The sequence below is a fragment of the Legionella bononiensis genome (assembly GCF_016786215.1).
Lineage (GTDB): Bacteria > Pseudomonadota > Gammaproteobacteria > Legionellales > Legionellaceae > Legionella > Legionella bononiensis.
Window position 1 is genome coordinate 150,114 of record NZ_JADOBG010000022.1, and the last position, 21,244, is coordinate 171,357.

Genomic DNA, 21,244 nt, shown 5'->3' on the forward strand with positions numbered 1-21,244 from the left:
TCGTCATCCTGAGCGAAGCGAAGGCTCTCCAAATGCAGGCATGCTGCCGAGTTCGGGATGACGATAGTTCAGAGATTTATCGTGAAGTTACCGCAACTGTTGGCTAATCAAGTACATCTCAACCGCACAATCAGCCGCATCCTTTCCTTTATGTCCATGATTTCCGCCTAATCGATCCCAAGCCTGCTCATCGTTTTCTGTAGTCAGAACACCGAAGACAACTGGGATATCATGATCGAGCATCACTCTTTGGCACCCTTGGCTCACCTGTTCACATACATAATCGTAATGACTGGTTTCACCTCGAATCACCGCACCCAGCGCTATAACCGCATCAACCTGCTTATTCTTAGCTAACAATTGTGCAACGAAAGGTATCTCAACAGCACCAGGTACCTCAACTAAAGTAATATCAGTTGGTTTAAAACCAAGTTCTGCCAAACGCTCCAAAGCTCCTGTTTTTAATGCATTGGTAATCGCCTCATTAAACGTGCTGACCACTACTGCAATTGGGAATGGACTTCTTAATTCATTACAATGTGCTTTAATTACTTTCATTATTATCCTAATCAATAGCCAACAAATGCCCCAGCTTTTGTTTTTTTGTCATTAAATAACCACGATTTTCATCTGTAGGTTCTATCTCTAAAGGAACACGTTGAGCGCTTATACCATAATGTTCCATTGCTGAAATTTTTAAAGGATTATTCGTTAACATTCGTATTGAATCAATGCCTAAATGTTTCAGTATCTGATATGCAATCGCATAATCACGATCATCAGCAGGCAAACCCAGTTTTAAATTCGCCTCAACAGTATCGAATCCTTGTTCCTGCAAGGCATAGGCTTTTAATTTATTCGCTAAACCAATGCCTCTTCCTTCCTGACGCAAATAAATTAATACGCCCCCTTCTTCTGCTATTTGCGACAGTGATGCTTTTAATTGTTTGCCACAATCGCATTTGCATGAGCCAAAAACATCTCCCGTAATGCATTCCGAGTGGATTCGAACCAATGGAACCCGATTTCCATACGCAGGAGGTTTTACCAAAACAAAATGCTCTGCTGAATCCAGCTCATTTTCGAATACTGTCATATTAAAAGTGCCATTATCTTTCAACGGTATTCGAGTAGTTGCTGCAGCAGTGACTAAATCTTCGTTCTTTATTCGATACTCAATCAAATCCTTGATCGTAACCAAAGGAATTTGATGTTTCTCAGAAAAAGTCACCAACTCATCTCGCCGGCTCATGGTACCGTCTTCATTAATAATTTCACAAATCACGGCAGCTGGTGTCAAACCCGCCAATCGAACCAAATCAACACTGCCCTCAGTTTGTCCTGCTCGTTCCAGTACTCCTTTGGGTCTTGCCCGCAAAGGAAACACATGACCAGGGGAAATAATATCTGCCGGCCCACTTTGTGGATCGATAGCTACTTTAATAGTCTGTGCTCTGTCTTGTGCTGAGATACCTGTTGAAACACCCTGGGCTGCCTCAATTGAAACGGTGAATGCCGTACCATAGGGCGACCTGTTCTTATTAGCCATCATTGGTAATTGAATTTTATCAATCAACTCTTCAGCCATCGGCAAACAAATTAGCCCACAACCAAAACGTGACATGAAGTTTATTGCTTCTGGCGTCGCAAATTCCGCGGCCATCACCAAATCGCCTTCATTTTCCCTGTCTTCATCATCCATTAGAATAATCATTTTACCGGCTTTAAGTGTTTCCATTGCCTGTTCTATACTGACTAATGAATGCTTCATGACTCTACCTCACAGTTCAACTTCCCGGCAATTTGAAGCTGATGAGCAACAATACGGGTAAGATAATCAAATTCTATATTTACATGCTGCCCCACTCGTAACGACCCTAAAGTAGTGTGTAACAGAGTGTGCGGTACCAGCATTAATTTAATGGATTGGTTTATTACATCATTAATGGTCAGACTAACTCCTTCCACAGTAATGCTGCCTTTGGGTATCAAATAGAACATGGAGTTTGAATCAAATCCTTCAAGCTCCATTTCAATATATTCATCCAGAGAATTAATGGATTTTATCAAAGCAGTCATGTCCACATGACCGCTCACATAATGACCGCCAAACCGTGTCGACGCAATCATGGAACGTTCAAGGTTCACAGGATCACCGGATGATAAACTACCCAATGTTGTTACCCTTAACGTTTCAGGCGACACATCAAAATGCAACTCTCCTGATTCAGACGGTAATAATGTAAGGCATACGCCATTGACGGCAACGCTTTCACCAATCTGCAGATGTTCATAATTTGATGAAATAATCAGTTTATTCCCAGAATCATTTTCATGGTTAGCAAGTACCTCACCTGTATTGTCTATTAAACCAGTAAACACTAAACCTCCTGCCAATCGATACATGCTATCATATTGTCACCCATTTCATGCCAGGAAACTTTATGTTCGCGATCAAATAGTTCACGGTACTGATAGGCTGAAACTGCTTCAGTACCTAAAAAGATTGGAACTATATATAAGTAAGTTCTATGAACCAATCCCTCTTGATGTAATGCACTAAAAATTGCCCCGCCTGCTTCTACCCAGACATCATGGAAGCCCAACTCCCCCAGATGGTTAATGATGGAATTCAAATCCATCCGTCCTGACTTTAAGGGCATTGCATGATAAGTACTATTAGGATAAAGAGAAAGTGAGCTGTTCGAACGAATTTGCCCCGGATCGGCTTTAATTCGCTCTGTATCAGGCAATAAACGATGTTCATCATGGTATATGTAACAATGACTGGCTGTAGAGAACACCAAAGACTCATCACTCAAACTGAGGTCCCGATCAATTATTGCCACCGGTTTTGCCTGTTCCTGCTGATTTAATCGGACATTCATTCGGGGATTATCCCGCTCTACTGTTCTGGCGCTGGTTAATATCACATCGCTTGCAGCGCGCATTTTATGGGTAAATTCAGCGCACAAAGAATTGGATAAAATGACCCGTTCATTACTCAGCCGCCCTATTTTTCCATCTAAACTCTGTGCCATCTTGACCGTAACTCTTGGTCTATGAGTTACAATCCAATGAGTGTAACTTTTATAAAATTCATCAATTTCAGGCAAAGGTAAATGTGTTACCTTGATACCGTGCTCCTGCAAAAGAGCGGTAGAATTATTTTGAGCTACAAGAGGATTAGGATCTAAATAAGAAAAATACACCTCTTCTATGCCGTGATTGATAATCGCATTGACGCAAGGAGGCGTTCTCCCCCAATGATTACAAGGCTCGAGAGTAATATATAAACTAACCCCTGGCGTTTTAGGGGTAAATTGTGCTAACAATAGTTGTTCTGCATGTGGCGAACCTGCACCTCTATGCCAGTCCTGTGCTATAATGTTTCCATTTTGCACAGCTACTGCTCCAACACTGGGATTGGGCGCACAGATCCCTTGACCTAGTTTGGCTTGATTAAGTGCTGCAAGCAAAAACTGTTCGTGCATCGATTAACCACCTTTTAAAAGTGCACGAATGATAACAAATTATTCAATTTATGAGTAGCCTAATGATTCAATTGAATTTAAAATTTAAGTTAAAACCAGTTATTTCCAGCTTATCTGCTTTGGGAAGGTTATTTATACTGTTTATTTTGGCTCAACCCTCCTTCGCTGAAGGACTATCTCCATATTCAACAAAAGAACTGGAACAGCTGGAGCATCAATTCATTCAACTGATTAATCAATCAGACAGTGTAGAACGCAACCCCTTGGCCAACCAATTCATCAATCATATTGGAAAAAAGCTCGCATACTATGGGCGAATCAAAACACCCTATTTTTTTATAGTCAAATCCAGAGAAATTAATGCCTTTGCAGGGCCTGGTGGATATATTGGAATTAATTCCCAACTGATATTAACGACCCAAAATGAAAGCGAACTCGCTGCAGTAATGGCTCATGAAATAGCACACGTTCGTCTGCATCATCTGTACAGCATGATTGAACACCAAAAACAAATGCGAGTTCCCATGCTGGCTTCCATGCTGGCTTCGATAGCGCTTGGGGCTTTAAATCCCACAGTAGGAATGGGAGCCATGATGGCCTCAATTTCCGGATTTTCTCAGGATAATATCAACTTTACCCGTTCCAAAGAAAAAGAAGCAGACAGAATAGGTATCGACATGCTGATCAAAGCTGGGTTTGATCCGCGAGGCATGGCCGCTTTTTTCCGAAAAATGCAGGAAAATTCTCGATATTATTATTCTGCTGATGTTCCAGCAATACTCCGTACCCATCCCATGGACGCGGATCGTATTGCTGAGGCAGAAAATCGCACCGCCCGACTTGAGAGAAAGCGTTATAATGATTCACTGGACTATGCTCTTTTTAAAGAACTGATCCGTGTTTCCGTGACGCCACAGACCAAACAAATACTCGATTACTATGAACATCAATGTCACAAAAGAAACAGTTCTATTGCCTGTCAATATGGATATGTACTTGCGTTATTAAACAATAATGAATACGCCAAAGCAGCTGAGCGTTTAAGGCCTATTATTGATAACAATTCGGACAATTTATATTTTCAAATAGCCATGGCTCAGGCTGAACTTGGCTTGTCACAGAATAAAGCAGCGATAAACCGCTTGGCAGATGCTCAAAAAAATTATCCAGATAATTACGCTGCACTAATGGCTTATGCCCAGGGTTTACTGTCCGCCAACCAGGCAGAGAAAGCGACCAGCGTATTGCTTAAAGGCAGCAGAATCTATAAAGAAGATCTACCTCTTTGCAGAGAATTAGCTCGAGCTCAAGCAGAATCGCATCAAAAAAATTACGCTTATTTTACTCAATCTCAATGTTTGTTGCTTGAAGGACAACATCGAGCAGCTATAGCACAATTAAAAGTCGCGCGTAATTTATCAAAAAATGATCCCTATCTGATGGCGCGTATTAACGCCAAAATAGATGAAATCAAATACATGACCGAAAATTAAAGGTCAAAATAATTTTTCGTCTGTGCAAACAAAGCGTAGCAATCCAGAGCACATTCCTAATAAGGCGCCATTGTTGATTGCTTCGCGTAACTCAGAGAGGCGGAGTTTAATCTAATCATTGAAACTAAAATACAAACATTTTCGGTTTGATCGATGATGAGGAGATTTCTCAGAGTGAGGGTTGGAATCAATTTAAATCTAGCAAGTACGAATATAGACTATTTTATAAATATAGTCTATATTTAGACTAAGTATTGAATCAGGGTATAAGATGATTCCAAATAAAACAACTTCCCTATTAGCTAAAGAGCATATTCAAACTGCTTTTAAAGTAGTGTTGAACATTTTCGACAAATGGCATTGCACTACTGAAGAAGCACTGATTTTGTTAGGCCTCAAACGTTCAACCTGGTTCAAATACAAAAATTCCCCTGAGAATGCATCATTCAGCCATGATATTACAGAACGTATATCGTACATTTTAAATATTCATGCTGCATTAAGAATATTATTTTCAAATCAGGATTCTGTTTACCAATGGGTACGAAAACCGAATATGGCTCCATTTTATAATGGCCGTTCGGCAATGGATGTCATGCTCCAAGGACGAGTTGTTGATTTGTGGGCTGTTGCCAGCAGACTCAATGCCGAGCGTGGTGGTAAAGCTTAATGGTTTCACTAGATTCACTCAATAAATTACCCTTTGTGAAACAACGTTGTTATCGGATAATTCCTTCACAGTTTCCCCCGATTCACTTATTTGAAGATGTTGCCAATCCGGAGGAATTCGAAGCTCTGTTTGCCATACAAATGCTTACTAATCCAAGAATACAAGAGGAAATAGGACTTTTGGATCGAGTTCCTGTTGATCAACGACTTTATGCTGTTCCGGGTTGTGGTTATATAATGGCTGCCTTTACTCACATTAATCCCAATGGAAGCAGATTTTCCAACGGTGACTATGGGATATATTACGCAGCAGAGTCCATATCAACTGCGATTGCAGAAACCATCTATCATAAGGAACAATTTCTCTCATACACACAGGAACCTGCTCAAGAATTGGCCATGAGAAGCTTGATTGCTGAATTTAGTGCTGATTTATTTAATTTAACGGTTCTGGATAAAGGCAACAATCCGCTGTATTCACCCACTGACTACACCCAGAGCCAATTTCTTGGTTCTCAAATTAAAGAACACCAGGAGGACGGTATCGTATATCATTCCATTCGATCACCTGGAACAAATTACGCGCTGTTTAAACCAAACTCAATTCATCACTGCCAGCAAGGAGCTCATTTCAGTTATGTCTGGAATGGCGCACGAATAACAACAGTCTATCAAAAAGTAATAAAAAATGAATATACTAGCCTATTGCACAATTTAGGATAAGATCCCTCTGTCTTAAAGATCACTTACACGCAATGGCCATCCAGGAACTCTCAAAATGAAGCTGTTCAAAGATAATTTTTATCCACTGATAAAATTAGCAATTCCCCTTGCCCTGACTGGATTGATGCAATCATCGGTATGGTTTTTTGAGACCATGTTCCTTGCTCGATTAGGTCCGGATATTTTAGCCGCAGGATCTTTGGTAAGCTGGTTATTTGGCACTGTAGTGGTCATTCTCTTTGGTACATTAAGCTCGATTAATATTTTAGTTGCACACAAACACGGAGCTGATGATACGAAAGGTATCTTACACGTAGTCCGCGACGGATTCTGGCTGGCTTTATTACTTGCACTACCTATATTTCTATTATTTTGGAATATGTCCCCGCTCTTTCTGGTTTTTGGTCAGAGTCCGGCTATAGTGCAACTGGCAAAAACTTACTTACATGCTATGGCATGGGGTGTTTTGCCTAATGTCGTCATGATAGCGCTGCTTGAAGTCATTATGGGGCTTGGACGGGCGCGTTTTATTTTGGTGTTCAATATCATCTCGGTGACGCTCACCATTTTTTTTAGTTTTGCATTTATTTTTGGCAGATTTGGCTTTCCGCCCTTAGGTATTGCCGGAGCTGGTTGGGGATTAACTACCAGCTATTGGATTACTACGGTTTTTTTGACCCTTTATGTTATAACAAACAAAAACTACAGTTGCTATTTTCGACTATTATTGAAACCAACCAAACCTTCTTATTTGATTGAATTAGTGAGGATTGGTGTTCCCATGGGCATGATGTATTGCGTAGAAGTTGCCTTTTTCTTCGCTTTAACTTTAATTATGGGGTCATTTGGCAGCCTGGTCATTTCAGCAAACCAAATTGCCTTGCAATATCTTGGTACGCTGATGTCCCTGATTTTCTCTCTTGCCCAATCCATAACAGTACGCATGGGGCATCTATTGGGTTCGGGTAATAAAGCTTCTGCGGAACGCACAGGATATATAGGGATTCTTATTGCCGCTTCGCTGATGCTTCTGGTAGCGATTATCTATTGGACTATCCCGACAGCCTTGATTAATATAGATTTTGACGTTCACAATTCCAACAATAGGGAATTAGTCCGTATCGCAACTCAACTGTTAACCATCAGCGCATTGTTTCAGCTAATTGAGGCCATAAGAATAGCTTTATTCGGTGCACTACGTGCTTTGAAAGATACCCATTTTACTCTAGGCATATCCATCATCAGTTTTTGGGGAGTTGCCTTACCACTTGGATATTTTATGGCCAGCCATATGAATCTTGGCGGTGCAGGACTTTGGTGGGGAATGGTATTAGGAGCAGGGTTTAGTGTACTGTTACTGCTCTGGCGTTTTAAAGTTAAAATAAGAACGTATTAATAATGTAGGTTGTACCAGCAATCGCAAAATCGTAGCCCGTATTAGGTGCAGCCGTAATACGGGGATAACGAAGCCTCGATCCCGTATTACGGCTGCGCCTAATACGGGCTACATGGTTGAACTACTTTTTCAAAATTCGTCAAATTGTATTTAAAGCCAGATTTGAGTGGAGGTTGAGAGATCACCATCCAAAAAAAAGCGGAGTGCGCATTAGACGTATGAGCAATTTTTACAAAAAACTCATTCGCGGGATAAACGGGTAGATTTGAGTGGAGGTTGAGAGATCGCCATCCTAAAAAAGCGGCGTGCACAACAGGTGCATGAGCATTTTTTAGGATGGCGATCTCTCAAGATACGCCAAATATGCCCGTTTATCGGACAGAAACTTCTTTCCACCAACTTGTCTTTGTCTCAGCAACCCAATCAGCATTTCTTAAATTTTTAACAAAAACTGCTGTTTCTTCAGGAGTTGAATGTTTAGGATCAAGTTTAATGCACCAGTCCCAATCACCAGAAGTAGACCACAGACTTTGAACGCCATTCATTTTGGCTATAGAAGAAGAGTCTGACCAGGCATTTTTTGTTTTTAAGAAAACAACACTATTCCATGAGTTCATTATTACTTTCCTTAGTATTAATTATGAAAGATCGCGTTGAATACAATTCATCGCGTTATATAACCTTAGACCATGACTTAATAGATTTCAAAGAAATCGAATAATTTAAAAACAAAAAAAGGTGAACAATTCAAGAATGTACTGGATCACGCATTGTCGCTGAATAAGACGTTATATCTTAGTTAATCGAGGTCCAGTTTTTTTAATTTATATCTTAATGTCCGAAAACTAACTCCTAATAATCGAGCAGCCGCAGTTCGATTCCACTTCGTTTTATTAAGAGCTTCCAGTATCAGCTCTTTTTCCTGATCCTGAAGAAATCCAGGTAAATTGGCAGAGGATGTCGTCATATGTGGTGGTACAATAGACGGAACTTTAGGTAAATGCAGATCGGCTGGTTCTATGGTTTCTCCTTCGCTCATGGCCATAGCGCGTTCAAGAATATTCTCCAGCTCCCTGACATTACCTGGAAAATGATAACTTTGTAACAGCTTTAAACATTCATCGCTAATTGTAACAGGGCTTCTGTTTTGATTTTTAGCTAATTTTTTTAATATCGCCCTGGCTAAAACGGGAATATCTGAAAGTCGTTCTGCCAGAGTAGGTACACGCAATTCAATAACGTTGACGCGATAATATAAATCTTGCCTGAATGTACCTGCACTAATCTCATCCAACAGATTTTTATGACTTGCGCTTAGAATGCGAACATCTACTGGAATTTCATACAACTCACCAATCGGTTTAATCGCTTTTTCCTGAATCGCACGCAATAATTTAACCTGCATGGCCAAAGGAAGTTCCGCTATTTCATCAAGAAACAAAGTCCCACCCTGTGCCGCAACAAATAAACCCGTTTTATCAGCTATGGCTCCTGTAAAACTTCCTTTTTTGTGACCAAAAAACTCCGATTCCATCAGTTCACTAGGTATGGCACCGCAATTGACAGGAATAAACGGTTTATCTCGTCTCGGTCCATTTGAATGAATGAGTTGTGCGACCAACTCTTTTCCAACGCCGGAATCTCCCTGGATAAACACCGGAGCCTGGCTCCGGGCCAATTTATGAATACTCTCTCTTAATTGATTCATTACTGAACTTTCACCGACCAGAGTTTCATCCTGAGGGTCATTTTGTGCGTTTTGCATTGCCAAGGCTGTTTTAACAAGCTCTTTCAACATCGTTAAATCGACGGGTTTTGAAACATAATCAAAAGCCCCTGCTTTTAAAGTATTTACAGCTCCTTCAACATTTCCAAAGGCAGTAATCACCGCAACCGGTAACTGCGGTTTGTATTTTTGAATGAATTTTACCAGTTCAATGCCATCACCGTCAGGTAAACGCATATCCGTGAGAACAAGAGAATAATTATTTTGTTTCACGCATTCTATTCCACTTTTAAGATCCGAGGCGGTATCACACATCAAACCCATGCGCGACAAAGTGAGGGTCAACAACTCCCGAATATCCGGCTCATCATCGATAACCAGAACAGTGCTTTTAGTCATATCAATAGCTCTTCCGATGGATTTAAAGTAATAGCGAAACAACTTCCTTTATTGCATTTCACCAGTTCTAATCGCGCCTGATTAATTTCGCATAAATCTCTGGCAAGAAACAAGCCCATGCCTGTCCCAGTGATTAAAGTAGTAAAAAAAGGTTCGAATACATTATCCCAATTTTCAACAGGAATCCCTGGACCTGTATCACAAACGCTTATTATGGTTTTATTAGGAGAAGACTTTACAGTGATAACGATATTCACATTACCTTCCTCATCACGTCCATGCTGCATTACATTGTCACACAGTATTACGAGTATCTGTTCCAGTTGACTTTTATCAAACACACAGGAAACGTGTTTGTTTTTGGGTAACTTAATCGTTAAATTACATTCATTACTGTGACAAAAATTTTGTTTAAACTGCTCTAATAAACTGGCTAGATCATTAACTTCTGGATGAGACTGTTGACGTCGGGTCAATTGCAATACATTTTTAATAACGCCATTCATTCGTTCACAATTATTAATAATTAATTGTTTCAAACGAGCATCTTCTTTATTTAAACCATAATCATCGCCAAATAACTGTGCTGCATGAGCAATGGCACCGAGAGGATTACGCAACTCATGGGCTATACTTGCCGAAAATCGGCCTAATGCCGCCAATTTGAGTTGTTGTGCCTGTTGCCCTATATAAGACATATCTTCCAAAATAATCAATACTTCAGAATTATTGGCTACATCAGTTGAAAAAAAATGGACTCTTAAATAGGGTTCTTCAATTAAAGTCTGAGCGACGCCTTCATTTGTTTTGTTTTTCATTAAAAAATTATCAAACTTACTGGCAATCTGTTCCGAAAGTTGATTCAAATTAATCGGATTATTTTTTTTATTTACATTAAAAAATTGTCGCGCAGCAGAATTCATCAATTTAATGTGCTTTGCCTCATCCACATAAATAATTCCTGAGTGCAACCTCTCGACGATGTATTCATTAATTCGCTGCATACTGGCCAATTCATAACTACGATGACGAGCTAAATGTTCCGATTGCCGAACCCAGTTGGAAAGATACCAGGCAGTAATTGCTGTAGCAAAGAAGCCCGCTCCATATATTCCACTATAATAAAACGTACTTAAATCTTTTTGATTATCTATCATGAACTTCAATACGTTGCCGCATAAAAGCAGGCAGCTGGCAAGTGCGGCAAAAAATATCGCTAAACGACCTGGCACCAAAATACTAAGAGCAGCAATGGTAACATTTAATAAAATTCCGTATCCGGAATCCATATTCCCTATAATGCTCAACATACTCGAAATAGCAATAACATCGAGGGTTCCCGATAAAAACACCTGATTGTCAAAGCTTAGGATTCTGTGTTGCCAAATTACTAAAAAGATTAAAGCGAAAATAAAATAAGCGACAAGAATACTGTAAAACAGAGGAGAATGAGGGCGATAAATGAAACTAAAAAAATACATCCCTAAAAATAAAATAACACTTAACAGTCTATAAATGTCATAAACTAATAAAATTCGCCACTGTCTGTCTTCTGGATTGTGTATCAGACGAATAGGCATCGAACTAATCCATTAGTTATTTAAGGTTTATCTAAGTATAGAACCATAAAAATGAGTTTTGCGATAGATGGACAGGGTTCAATACTTCCATAATTTATAAGACACCCAAATGTCGCGAGCATCCTGGGAGCCGCTATCCTTGGCTTTGGCTATCCAATATTTTGCTTTCGCCAAATCACGCTTGACGCCCTTTCCATCAGCATACATCAAACCCAGATTTATTTGCGCCAAGATCAGGTTTTGTTCTGCTGCTTTGGTATACCAATATATTGCTTTATCGATGTTTCGTTTCACTCCTTCTCCATTCATATACATCACAGCAAGATTATTCTGAGCTAATGGCTGGCCTTGTTCGGCTGCCTTTTGATACCAGTTAATTGCCTGTTTATTGTCTTTTTTAACGCCAAGACCATTCATATACATCACGGCAAGATTATGTTCGCCCAGGGGTAAACCTTGTTCGGCAGCCTTTTGGTACCAAGATACAGCTTCTTTATAATCTACAGACACTCCCTGGCCCTTCATATACATTAAACCAAGATTATTTTGTGCTTCGGCATCACCCTGCTCTGCGGCTTTCCTAAACCAGATTAATGCCTGTTGATAATTTTTATACTCTCCATCACTCGAATAGATTATGCCAAGATTATTCTGAGCCATTGCAAAGCCTTGCTCTGCGGCTTTTAAATACCAGCTGACTGCCAGTTCCATGTTTTTAGAAACACCTTGACCGTGTTCGTACATAAAAGCGAGATTATTTTGCGATTTCATATTTCCCTGGTTTGCAGCTTTCTCAAACCAATAAATTGCCTGTTCACTATTTTTCACTGATGCATCGCCATCCATATACAAAACACCCAGATTGGTTTGTGCTAAAGATGAACCTTGATTGGCAGCTTTGGTATACCAATTTATTGCCTTGGTTAAATCTTTTGGTATTCCATCACCGCGCTCATACAGTACGCCAAGATTATTTTGTGCATCCAGATCGCCTTGCTCGGCCGCTTTTTCATACCAATAAATGGCCTGAACAATATTTTTTTGGACGCCAGTACCATTCATGTATAAAACCGCTAAATTATACTGCCCATCAGAACTCCCTTGATCAGCGGCTTTTTTATACCAAACAAACGCTTGTTGAGGGTCCTTTGCAACGCCATTTCCGTTTTCATACAATATTCCCACATTATTTTGACTCAGTGCTGACCCTTGATCTGCCGCTTTTTTCAACCAAACCATTGCTTGTTTGCTGTCTTGTGGCACGCCCTGTCCTTTCAGGTACAATAACCCAAGATTATTTTGAGCATCAGCATTCCCTTGATCAGCAGCCTTTTGATACCAATAGGCCGCTTTTTTATAATCTTGTTCTACACCATCACCTTTCTCATAACTGATCCCTAACTCCAGTTGTGATTGGGCATCTCCCTCTTCTGCCTTATCCTGGGTATTTAATTGCTCCTGAGAACTTCTATGAGTATCAAAATCAAGAGCCCATCCGGAACACGTCAAGAAGACCAAGCTTAGAGCTGTAAAAAGAAATCGTTTCATAATAGCTCCTGTGCAGTATTGTTCAATTATAGCACAGCAATGATTGGCCAGTTCTTCAACCTGAACGCAATGAAGGATCTGCAAATCCAAGCACAGCTCCACATTCAGGAGATTCCTCGCTTCACTCGGGATGACGATTGTTTTATTACGTCATCCTGAACGCAGTGAAGGATCTCCAAATGCAAGCACAGCTCCACATTCAGGAGACCCCTCGCTTCACTCGGGATGACGATTGTTTTATTACGTCATCCTGAACGCAGTGAAGGATCTCCAAATGCAAGCACACGTCATCCTGAACGCAGTGAAGGATCTCCAAATGCAAGCACAGCTCCACATTCAGGAGACCCCTCGCTTCACTCGGGATGACGATTGTTTTATTACGTCATCCTGAACGCAGTGAAGGATCTCCAAATGCAGGCACAGTTCCACATTCAAGAGAACCCTATTAGCATTTGATATGACGTTTCCCAGAGTTAAAGAACACGAATGAGTTCTAACTCATTGAACTTTCTTGATAAAAATTAAGACATCTGCTATATGCTTAGTAAGCTTACATTTTATAAAAACTAAATGAGCACAAAACATTTGAATTTAAATTTGCTACGCGCCCTCTATGCTTTGCTCTCTTGCAGGCATGTTACGTTGGCAAGTAAACAGATTGGTGTCAGTCAATCTTCAATGAGCATTTCATTAAAACAGTTACGAGAATTTTATAATGATTCTCTCTTGGTTCCCGGGCGACATAACATCATGCAACTGACCCCATTGGCTGCATCTCTGATTGAACCTACTCGTAATGCCATGTCCCAGATTGATACTATATTTTCATGTCACCAACCCTTTAATCCGGCAACGGATACTCGGACCTTTCGCATTGGCATGTCGGATCTGGTTTCGTATTTATTAGCTCCAAACTTGATTCACAAGATAGAAGAAGTTGCGCCAGACATTAAAGTGAATATAGTACACCCAAGGTATCTTACGTCTTCAGATGTATTTGAATCAGGTGAATTGGATGTCATGGTTGGTATGTTTGAAGGTGCTCCAGGAGGTTTAAAACATCAAGCATTATTTCATGATGAAGCAGTAATAGTTGGATGTAAAGATCATCCAGGATTCGAAAACGGAACTATCAGTATGGAGAATATACTCAAATACCCGCTGATCCAATTATCATTAAGCGGTACACCGTTTCACAATTACTTTGACCGATATCTGGCTAAACTGGGTTATGCCAAACGTGTATCAATAAGCGTAGGACATGGCTTAGTCCCGCTCATCACTCTGCCGGGTACCAATTACCTTACTCTGACCATTCGTTCTGCAGCAGAGAAGTTAAACAGTTATCTTCATCTAAGTATAGCGCCAGTTCCCTTTCCAATTGACATTTATAGCTGCTATCAATATTGGCACCAAAAAGACAATGAAGATCCAGCGCATCAATGGATTCGTTCGCTCATAAAGGACGTAGCCAAACAGGCTAAAAGTTCTAAAAGACCGGGCGTGAATTGAGAGCACGCCCACATAAATCATTATTGAATTTCGAAAGTAAAACCCAATCACCTATTCTTAGTAAGAACAGGATGCAGGGTAGTCATCTTCCAATTTAGATGAAGGGTAAGAAGATGCTTTATACTCACTGAACAGATTACCAAGCGTTTGCAAGGTTTCATTAATAAGCGCCACAGCTTTAGAGTGTTCTCCATAACGACTACCCAGCAGACTTCTGTATTGATCAAAATCAGCAAAGGTATTGTCAATAGTTGATTTCAAGTATTCTTCAATGTAATCCTTATCGTCATACATACCTGCAGCTGTCTGACGAGTTAAATTACTCACTATATTATTTGCAACAAAAGCGTATTTAGAGATTAAATCAACATAGTGAGATTCATCTAACACAAAAAGTCCTGATCTTTTACTACCAGATTTTGATTTAATCAGGTTATCTGTACTAACTGCATATTGATTCCACAACTCGTTATAACGCATTTCAAACTTAGAATCTTGAAATTTCATAAACACCACCATTGAATAATAAAATGCCATATTGTACTAAATGATTATTATGGAAATATTAAATGAGGGATTATTTTCAGAATGTCACATTGGATTTAAACCCAATTTAACCATCATCCTTCTAGGACCCCAATTCCCTGCAAGACCATTAAAAACCCCTGCTATCGAGGTTTGACAATGAAGACAATGTCCCGTGTCATCAAGGCGATAATTTAATAACTGATACCAGTCTCTGACGATTACAGGTATCTTGCAGTTTGGACAATAAGTGGTGCTACCTGCAGTATCATGCACATTCCCGGTATATACATAATGTATACCCGATTTAAGGGCTATCTCCCTGGCTCTTTGGAGAGTTGAAAACGGAGTTGGCGATTTATCCTTCATTTTCCAGTCAGGATGAAAAGCGGTAAAATGTATTGGAACATCAGGTCCCAAATGGTCCATTATCCAGGCAGACATGTGCTCCAATTCGGTAGTGGAATCATTTTCATCAGGAATAAGCAACGTGGTAATCTCAAACCAGACATTGGTTTCTTTTTTTAAATACTCCAAGGTATCCAGAACAGGTTGTAAATGAGCACCCGTTATTTTGTAATAGAATTGTTCGCTAAAGGCTTTCAAATCAATATTCGCAGCATCCATATAGGTATAAAATTCCCTACGCGGTTCCGGATTAATATAACCTGCAGAAACAGCAACAGAATAAATTCCCAGTTGATGGCATTCCTTAGCTACATCAATGGCGTACTCCATAAAAATCACTGGATCGTTATAAGTAAAGGCCACACTGCGACAGTGCAGATTTTTCGCTGCCAAAGCAATATCTGCAGGCATGGCATTATCGGCTAAAGTATCCATATCCCGTGATTTACTGATGTCCCAGTTTTGACAGAATTTACAAGCCAGATTACACCCCGCCGTTCCAAAAGATAAAACCGGAGACCCTGGCAAAAAATGATTTAACGGTTTTTTCTCAATAGGATCAATACAATAACCACTGGACCTACCGTAAGTAGTCAATTGAATCTGATTATCGATATTAGCTCTGACAAAACATAATCCTCGTTGACCTTCACGCAATTTACAATTACGTGGGCATACATCACATTGAATGCGATCGTCTTCAAGCTTATGCCAGTACTGAGTTGGAATTATATCTCTCATCAAATAACCCTGCCGTGAAACACTATTCTATACTTATAAGTATAGTACCTGCAGTAGAACTGGAGTTAGGTAATGACTGTTCGACAACCGGCTGTAGCAGGGATTTTTTATCCCGGCGATCAGTTAACACTTCGCAATACAATTCAACATCTTTTGAGCCAGAGCAAACAGTACAGTCCTTCCCCAAAAGTACTGGTTGTTCCGCATGCAGGATATATATACTCAGGTTCCATAGCTGCCTCAGCGTACGCTTCATTGACCCAACAAAACGATACGATTAAGAAAATTGTACTATTAGGGCCCGCTCACACCATGTACCTGAAAGGGATTGCCTATGATCCAGTCAAACGATTCGCTACCCCATTGGGAGAACTGGAACAGGATCAGGATCTTCTAGCTAAAATAAGTACGCTTCCTTATGTACACGCATTGAGTCAGGCTCATCAAAGAGAACACTGTCTGGAAGTTCAATTGCCTTTTTGTCAGATGATATTCAACGAATTTACAGTGCTTCCTCTGGTGGTTGGTGAAACCAGTGAACAGGAAGTGGCTGATCTGATAAAACAGGTCTGGGGTGGAGAGGAAACCTTAATCATCATCAGCAGTGATCTAAGTCATTATCTGCCTTACGATATAGCGCAACAAACAGACAGAAACACCTGTCTTTCCATCAGCACCTTAAATTCAGAAGCATTACATCATCAAGGGGCATGCGGTTATTATCCATTGCGTGGATTTTTACACTTTGCACGTCAAAATCAAATTTGTGGACGTTTACTGGATCTGAGAAATTCCGGAGACACGGCAGGGACAAAAGATAAAGTAGTCGGATATGCATCCTATCATTTTTATCAAGATCTTAAATTTGCGGATCACTGTGCGGATGAACTTCTCTATCTGGCAAAAGAAACACTAAAGCTACAAGCGACTGAAAAAAAACTCCTAATATTTAATCCTATGGAATACAATGAATTATTGCATATTCGAATGCCGTCATTCGTAACCATAAAAAAGAAAGGAATGCTCAGAGGATGTATGGGCAGTCTTTATTCCCAGGAACTGCTTGCTGATAATGTAATCAATAACTCCATCCGGGCAGGATTCTTTGATCCACGATTTCCCAAATTAACCTCTGAGGAGCTTAATGACCTCTCCTTGTCAATTTCCATTTTAAGCCCAATGGAAACGCTGTATTTTAACACGGAGCACGAGCTTCAATCTCAGTTACGCCAGGGAGTTGATGGATTGCTTTTAACCTATAAACACTATCAGGCAACCTTTCTGCCCAGTGTTTGGGAATCTATAGACAGCAAAGATAAATTTCTCGAACATTTAAAATTAAAAATGGGACTTCCCGCAAACTTTTGGTCAGCAGAGATGAAAGCACAACGGTATACAACCGAAATCATTAAATAAGATAAAGAGTAGTATTATTAAAACAGTTCAATTAAAATACACTGTTGTTTTCTTAATCTTTTATACTTGAACGGATTGTAGGATTGCAATTGGGTCTCTATAGTGCATGTACATCGTCAAGTCAGGCTTATCCCATGAAAAAAATCAACATCAGTCTGTTCCTTACGTTCGCCCTGCTTAGTGCATGCCTTTATGCTGAAGTATCAGACCGCATTACAGTTAATCCATCAAAAAATCCGGAATTACCGTCCGGTGCATTCTGGATAGACAACCATTGGCGCAAAAACCCGCAAACGACTCAAGCAGAGCCTTTTCATTGGAGAAGTACAACAGCTAATCTCAGTAATAATAATGAGAACAAACCTGAGTTAAACCTAAAAGGTTTAAGCCATTTATACATTTCAGGCAGTGCTAACCCTACTGAAGCCAATTTGATGTGGTTGAAAAAAAAATATGGGGCGAAACATCAAATATTTATAATCGATTTGAGACAGGAAACTCATCTTTTTATTAATGGTTTACCCATCAGTATTTTTTATAAAAAGGATCAGATTAACTGGGGTAAATCTCTGATTGAAATTAATAAATCGGAACAGAACTGGGTTAAGTATCTATCCAATAAGAACACTATTCAAATTAATAATCTAGGACGACCGATTTCAGGTATAAAAGTCCCCACCAACCCGGTACTGGTATCAATTAAAAATATCCATACTGAAAAAGAGGTTTCTCACCTTAGCGGTATAGAGTACTTTAGAATACCTGTTCCCGATTATCATCCTCCTTCTCCTGAACAGGTTGATCACTATTTAACCCTATTTAAACAATTACCGGCAAACACCTGGCTTCATTATCATTGTGCAGCGGGTAAAGGCAGAACAACTACCTTTATGGTGATGCACGACATTCTGGCAAATGGAACACAGGTTAGCCTGAGAGATATTATTGTTCGACAAACACGTTTAGGTGGGATCAATTTATTTGAGACCTCTAAATCCCTGTCTACCCAACCATGGAAAAATGAATATCATAAGGCGCGCATTGATTTTATTAAATTATTTTACACGTTTGTTCATAAAGGGATATATCCGAATCAAAGCTTTACCCAGTGGATAAACAATCAACCGGACGGACCTTATAAATCAATATTGAGCACTCCAGCTTATCCTTGATAGTAGAATAATCATTCAAAATTCAGTCTGAAAACGTCCCTGATTGCTCCTCAAACGATTCGCTGACGGGTAATTTTATTAGGATTTCAAGGATATTCCTGATTTTCTATGCTAGATTTTATATAAGGAACCCTAAAAGCATTCACCAGACCAATAGAGTGAGAGATCTACTTAAATGGAAAATTCATTTGTATTTAATGAAGCCAATCTAAAACGAATACCTCAATTCTTAGTTTTGATCATTATCCTGTTATTAGGTCTTCCCTATGTGGGTTTGTATTTCGGATTGGATTTTAGCACAATCGCCAATAAATTAAACAAAGGAACTGAATTCAATTCATTCTTTATTGAATCCCAGATCCGCGGTTATTTCAGACAAACCCTTCTACAATGGTCAGGTTTCTCGCTCGCTGCAGTAACGGTTTTACTGGCGTTTACCCAATACAGATTAAGCAATGATAAAATCGCTTTAATTATAGGACTGGCCGTTTTATTTTCCGGATCTACAGAAGCCCTGCATACTTTGGTTATTGATGGCTTATCCCTTGAATATAAAGAAAAAAATAATCTGGATGCTTTAATCTGGATCTTTTCCAATAGTATAAGCGGATTAATACTAGGTGTTGGCTTAATTATGCTGATTACCTCCAGCGACAAACAAAATGTTAGTTTTACTACCTTTATTTTACTGACAACCTTCCTGGTACTGACTGCAATCACTATTATATATTATGCAACCGGAGTAATTGAACTCCCGGAAATGTGGTTTTCTGACTTAACTTTGTCTCGCCCCTATGAATTAATTTCAGTCTTTATTTATTTAATATTGATGATATTCATTTACCCAAAAGCCTATAAAACGCACCCAAATATTCTGGTTGACTGTATATTCTATATGGCCGTTACTCAAATAGTGACGTCATTTTATATTATGATCCTGTCCAGTTCCCCTTACGACAGTGCATATAATATTGCCTATGTACTCAAACTTGTTGGTTATTTTATACCCTGCACCTGTCTGGTAATTAATTACGTATTTTCCTACACCGCGGTTTTAAAAGCGCAAAAAGCTTTAAAGATTAAGCAGGATGAATTAACTTATATCGCATCTCATGACTCATTAACCAATCTATACAACAGACGAGAATTTGAAGTACTCCTGAATAAGGCGATTTCAAGTTCTGCCAGAACGCATACTTCAGTGGCTCTTTTGCTTATAGACATGGATAACTTTAAAGCAACTAATGATACCTTTGGTCATGTCCATGGTGATGAGCTGCTCAGACAATTTTCCATGCGATTGATTTTGTTAACCCGAAAAGGTGACATTCTATCCAGAGTGGGTGGTGATGAATTTACTTTGATATCACCCAATTTGAAAACCCATACTTCAGCTCGGCAACTTGCCGAACGCATATTAAATGAATTAAATAGTCCCTACCCCATAAATGGCAAATTAATTACCGTTACAGTAAGCATAGGTATCTCCATTTATCCCGATGATGGCACTAATTCCGATGAGTTGCTCATCAGAGCGGATCTGGCAATGTACAAAGCAAAGCGGAGTGGAAAAAACACGTATCAATTTTATACTGAACAACTCAGCTATTTGCAACATCGAGAATCGGAAGTTGAAGCACATTTACGTAAAGCACTCCAAAATGACGAATTTGAATTGTACTATCAGCCCAAGTTTAATTTGTTAACTATGGAGATTGTCGGTGCCGAGGTGCTGTTACGATGGAATAGTGACACCTTGGGACACGTCTCTCCTAATGAATTTATCCCTGTTGCGGAAACCACTGGCTTAATCATTGATCTGGGTTTATGGATCATTAGAAAGTCTTCCGAGCAAATAATGAAATGGATGATGAATTACACCAATAAACTTGCTTTTTCCATTAATATCTCACCCATCCAATTAGCAAATAATCAATTTCTAAAAAACCTTAAAAACACGTTGAAAGACAGTAATTTTCCATCTGAACACATGGAACTTGAGATTACTGAAAGTCTGTTGATGGGTGACAATGAAGATGTCAATTCGGTACTCAATGGCATCTCCAGTTTAGGTGTAAAAATCTCACTCGACGACTTTGGAAAGGGTTATTCGTCCCTTAGCAGGCTTAAAATGCTGCCAATAGACACGTTGAAAATTGATAAAGACTTTGTTTCCGACATTCATAATGAAAAAGATAAGGTAGTCTTGGTTGATATTATAATCAAATTAGCTCACGAACTGGGAATGAGCATTGTTGCTGAAGGGATAGAGACCGCAGCACAATTAAAATATCTTATTGCAAAAAAATGCCAAATAGGTCAGGGATTTCTTCTCAGCAAACCGTTACCGGCAGATCAATTCGAAGAGATTGCGTATGTAAGTGTAACAGAAAATAACTCATTTTCCGAAAAATCGGTATAAACCCTGAGGAATTCCCTCAT

General features: G+C 39.5%; 18 protein-coding genes. 8 read left to right on the top strand and 10 right to left on the bottom strand.

Annotated elements, in window-relative coordinates; translation table 11 throughout:
* Positions 1–87 precede the first annotated feature (87 nt).
* The 4 genes from ribH to ribD are packed head-to-tail and all read right to left on the bottom strand — an operon-like array spanning position 88 to position 3,494.
* Positions 88–558: a 6,7-dimethyl-8-ribityllumazine synthase gene (gene ribH / locus IZU94_RS14445; RefSeq protein ID WP_203112072.1), complete on the bottom strand. Its 471-nt coding sequence runs from the start codon at positions 556–558 to the stop codon at positions 88–90.
* Positions 559–565: 7 nt separating this feature from the next.
* Positions 566–1,771, bottom strand: a complete 1,206-nt coding sequence (gene ribB, locus IZU94_RS14450; protein ID WP_203112075.1) for a 3,4-dihydroxy-2-butanone-4-phosphate synthase — start codon at positions 1,769–1,771, stop codon at positions 566–568.
* Entirely contained in the window at positions 1,768–2,382 is a 615-nt protein-coding gene (locus IZU94_RS14455) for a riboflavin synthase (protein ID WP_203112078.1), read from the bottom strand. The genes ribB and IZU94_RS14455 overlap by 4 nt, the downstream gene beginning before the upstream one ends.
* Positions 2,382–3,494, bottom strand: a complete 1,113-nt coding sequence (gene ribD / locus IZU94_RS14460) for a bifunctional diaminohydroxyphosphoribosylaminopyrimidine deaminase/5-amino-6-(5-phosphoribosylamino)uracil reductase RibD (RefSeq protein WP_203112081.1) — start codon at positions 3,492–3,494, stop codon at positions 2,382–2,384. Before ribD ends, IZU94_RS14455 begins: the two co-directional genes overlap by 1 nt.
* A gap of 50 nt (positions 3,495–3,544) precedes the next feature.
* On the opposite strand from ribD, the gene IZU94_RS14465 reads away from it, so the two are divergent.
* The 4 genes from IZU94_RS14465 (at position 3,545) to IZU94_RS14480 (ending at position 7,775) form a co-directional block, all read left to right on the top strand.
* Positions 3,545–4,987: a M48 family metalloprotease gene (locus IZU94_RS14465; RefSeq protein WP_439649237.1), complete on the top strand. Its 1,443-nt coding sequence runs from the start codon at positions 3,545–3,547 to the stop codon at positions 4,985–4,987.
* Positions 4,988–5,258: 271 nt separating this feature from the next.
* Positions 5,259–5,657, top strand: a complete 399-nt coding sequence (locus IZU94_RS14470) for an MbcA/ParS/Xre antitoxin family protein (RefSeq protein WP_203112084.1) — start codon at positions 5,259–5,261, stop codon at positions 5,655–5,657.
* Positions 5,657–6,379, top strand: a complete 723-nt coding sequence (locus IZU94_RS14475; RefSeq protein WP_203112087.1) for an RES family NAD+ phosphorylase — start codon at positions 5,657–5,659, stop codon at positions 6,377–6,379. Before IZU94_RS14470 ends, IZU94_RS14475 begins: the two co-directional genes overlap by 1 nt.
* 55 nt (positions 6,380–6,434) lie before the next feature.
* Positions 6,435–7,775, top strand: coding sequence for an MATE family efflux transporter (locus tag IZU94_RS14480; protein ID WP_203112090.1), 1,341 nt, complete (start codon positions 6,435–6,437; stop codon positions 7,773–7,775).
* A 371-nt stretch (positions 7,776–8,146) separates the two neighbouring features.
* Here IZU94_RS14480 and IZU94_RS14485 read toward each other — a convergent pair whose 3' ends face one another.
* The 4 genes from IZU94_RS14485 to IZU94_RS14500 all read right to left on the bottom strand — a co-directional run bounded on the left by IZU94_RS14485 (position 8,147) and on the right by IZU94_RS14500 (position 13,028).
* Positions 8,147–8,392, bottom strand: a complete 246-nt coding sequence (locus tag IZU94_RS14485; protein ID WP_203112093.1) for a hypothetical protein — start codon at positions 8,390–8,392, stop codon at positions 8,147–8,149.
* A gap of 182 nt (positions 8,393–8,574) precedes the next feature.
* Positions 8,575–9,900: a sigma-54-dependent transcriptional regulator gene (locus tag IZU94_RS14490; RefSeq protein ID WP_203112096.1), complete on the bottom strand. Its 1,326-nt coding sequence runs from the start codon at positions 9,898–9,900 to the stop codon at positions 8,575–8,577.
* Positions 9,897–11,480, bottom strand: coding sequence for an ATP-binding protein (locus IZU94_RS14495; protein WP_203112100.1), 1,584 nt, complete (start codon positions 11,478–11,480; stop codon positions 9,897–9,899). The genes IZU94_RS14490 and IZU94_RS14495 overlap by 4 nt, the downstream gene beginning before the upstream one ends.
* A gap of 78 nt (positions 11,481–11,558) precedes the next feature.
* Positions 11,559–13,028, bottom strand: a complete 1,470-nt coding sequence (locus tag IZU94_RS14500; protein WP_203112103.1) for a tetratricopeptide repeat protein — start codon at positions 13,026–13,028, stop codon at positions 11,559–11,561.
* Between the two features lie 570 nt (positions 13,029–13,598).
* Here IZU94_RS14500 and IZU94_RS14505 point away from each other — a divergent pair.
* The gene (locus IZU94_RS14505; protein ID WP_203112106.1) at positions 13,599–14,540 is read left to right on the top strand and encodes a LysR family transcriptional regulator; all 942 of its coding nucleotides are present in this window, start codon (positions 13,599–13,601) and stop codon (positions 14,538–14,540) included.
* 57 nt (positions 14,541–14,597) lie between these two features.
* Here the strand turns inward: IZU94_RS14505 and IZU94_RS14510 are convergent, their stop codons facing one another.
* Together IZU94_RS14510 and amrS are read right to left on the bottom strand one after the other, a co-directional pair.
* A complete protein-coding gene (locus IZU94_RS14510; RefSeq protein WP_203112110.1) occupies positions 14,598–15,047 on the bottom strand; it encodes a beta-glucosidase in 450 nt (149 codons plus the stop codon).
* Between the two features lie 84 nt (positions 15,048–15,131).
* Positions 15,132–16,214, bottom strand: a complete 1,083-nt coding sequence (amrS, locus tag IZU94_RS14515; protein ID WP_203112112.1) for an AmmeMemoRadiSam system radical SAM enzyme — start codon at positions 16,212–16,214, stop codon at positions 15,132–15,134.
* A 72-nt stretch (positions 16,215–16,286) separates the two neighbouring features.
* Here amrS and amrB point away from each other — a divergent pair, with 72 nt between their 5' ends.
* The 3 genes from amrB (at position 16,287) to IZU94_RS14530 (ending at position 21,224) form a co-directional block, all read left to right on the top strand.
* On the top strand, positions 16,287–17,630 hold the full coding sequence (amrB, locus tag IZU94_RS14520; protein WP_203112114.1) for an AmmeMemoRadiSam system protein B: 1,344 nt from the start codon (positions 16,287–16,289) through the stop codon (positions 17,628–17,630).
* Between the two features lie 134 nt (positions 17,631–17,764).
* Positions 17,765–18,802: a fused DSP-PTPase phosphatase/NAD kinase-like protein gene (locus tag IZU94_RS14525; protein WP_203112116.1), complete on the top strand. Its 1,038-nt coding sequence runs from the start codon at positions 17,765–17,767 to the stop codon at positions 18,800–18,802.
* A gap of 175 nt (positions 18,803–18,977) precedes the next feature.
* Entirely contained in the window at positions 18,978–21,224 is a 2,247-nt protein-coding gene (locus tag IZU94_RS14530) for a bifunctional diguanylate cyclase/phosphodiesterase (RefSeq protein WP_203112118.1), read from the top strand.
* Positions 21,225–21,244: the final 20 nt, after the last annotated feature.

Coding starts and splice junctions, on each gene's coding strand:
- amrB (WP_203112114.1), top strand. CDS start 16,287: ATGACTGTTCGACAACCGGCTGTAGCAGGGATTTTTTATCCCGGCGAT.
- ribH (WP_203112072.1), bottom strand. CDS start 558: ATGAAAGTAATTAAAGCACATTGTAATGAATTAAGAAGTCCATTCCCA.
- IZU94_RS14510 (WP_203112110.1), bottom strand. CDS start 15,047: ATGAAATTTCAAGATTCTAAGTTTGAAATGCGTTATAACGAGTTGTGG.
- IZU94_RS14495 (WP_203112100.1), bottom strand. CDS start 11,480: ATGCCTATTCGTCTGATACACAATCCAGAAGACAGACAGTGGCGAATT.
- ribB (WP_203112075.1), bottom strand. CDS start 1,771: ATGAAGCATTCATTAGTCAGTATAGAACAGGCAATGGAAACACTTAAA.
- IZU94_RS14500 (WP_203112103.1), bottom strand. CDS start 13,028: ATGAAACGATTTCTTTTTACAGCTCTAAGCTTGGTCTTCTTGACGTGT.
- ribD (WP_203112081.1), bottom strand. CDS start 3,494: ATGCACGAACAGTTTTTGCTTGCAGCACTTAATCAAGCCAAACTAGGT.
- IZU94_RS14465 (WP_439649237.1), top strand. CDS start 3,545: ATGAGTAGCCTAATGATTCAATTGAATTTAAAATTTAAGTTAAAACCA.
- IZU94_RS14530 (WP_203112118.1), top strand. CDS start 18,978: ATGGAAAATTCATTTGTATTTAATGAAGCCAATCTAAAACGAATACCT.
- IZU94_RS14490 (WP_203112096.1), bottom strand. CDS start 9,900: ATGACTAAAAGCACTGTTCTGGTTATCGATGATGAGCCGGATATTCGG.
- IZU94_RS14505 (WP_203112106.1), top strand. CDS start 13,599: ATGAGCACAAAACATTTGAATTTAAATTTGCTACGCGCCCTCTATGCT.
- IZU94_RS14480 (WP_203112090.1), top strand. CDS start 6,435: ATGAAGCTGTTCAAAGATAATTTTTATCCACTGATAAAATTAGCAATT.
- IZU94_RS14485 (WP_203112093.1), bottom strand. CDS start 8,392: ATGAACTCATGGAATAGTGTTGTTTTCTTAAAAACAAAAAATGCCTGG.
- IZU94_RS14525 (WP_203112116.1), top strand. CDS start 17,765: ATGAAAAAAATCAACATCAGTCTGTTCCTTACGTTCGCCCTGCTTAGT.
- IZU94_RS14470 (WP_203112084.1), top strand. CDS start 5,259: ATGATTCCAAATAAAACAACTTCCCTATTAGCTAAAGAGCATATTCAA.
- amrS (WP_203112112.1), bottom strand. CDS start 16,214: ATGAGAGATATAATTCCAACTCAGTACTGGCATAAGCTTGAAGACGAT.
- IZU94_RS14475 (WP_203112087.1), top strand. CDS start 5,657: ATGGTTTCACTAGATTCACTCAATAAATTACCCTTTGTGAAACAACGT.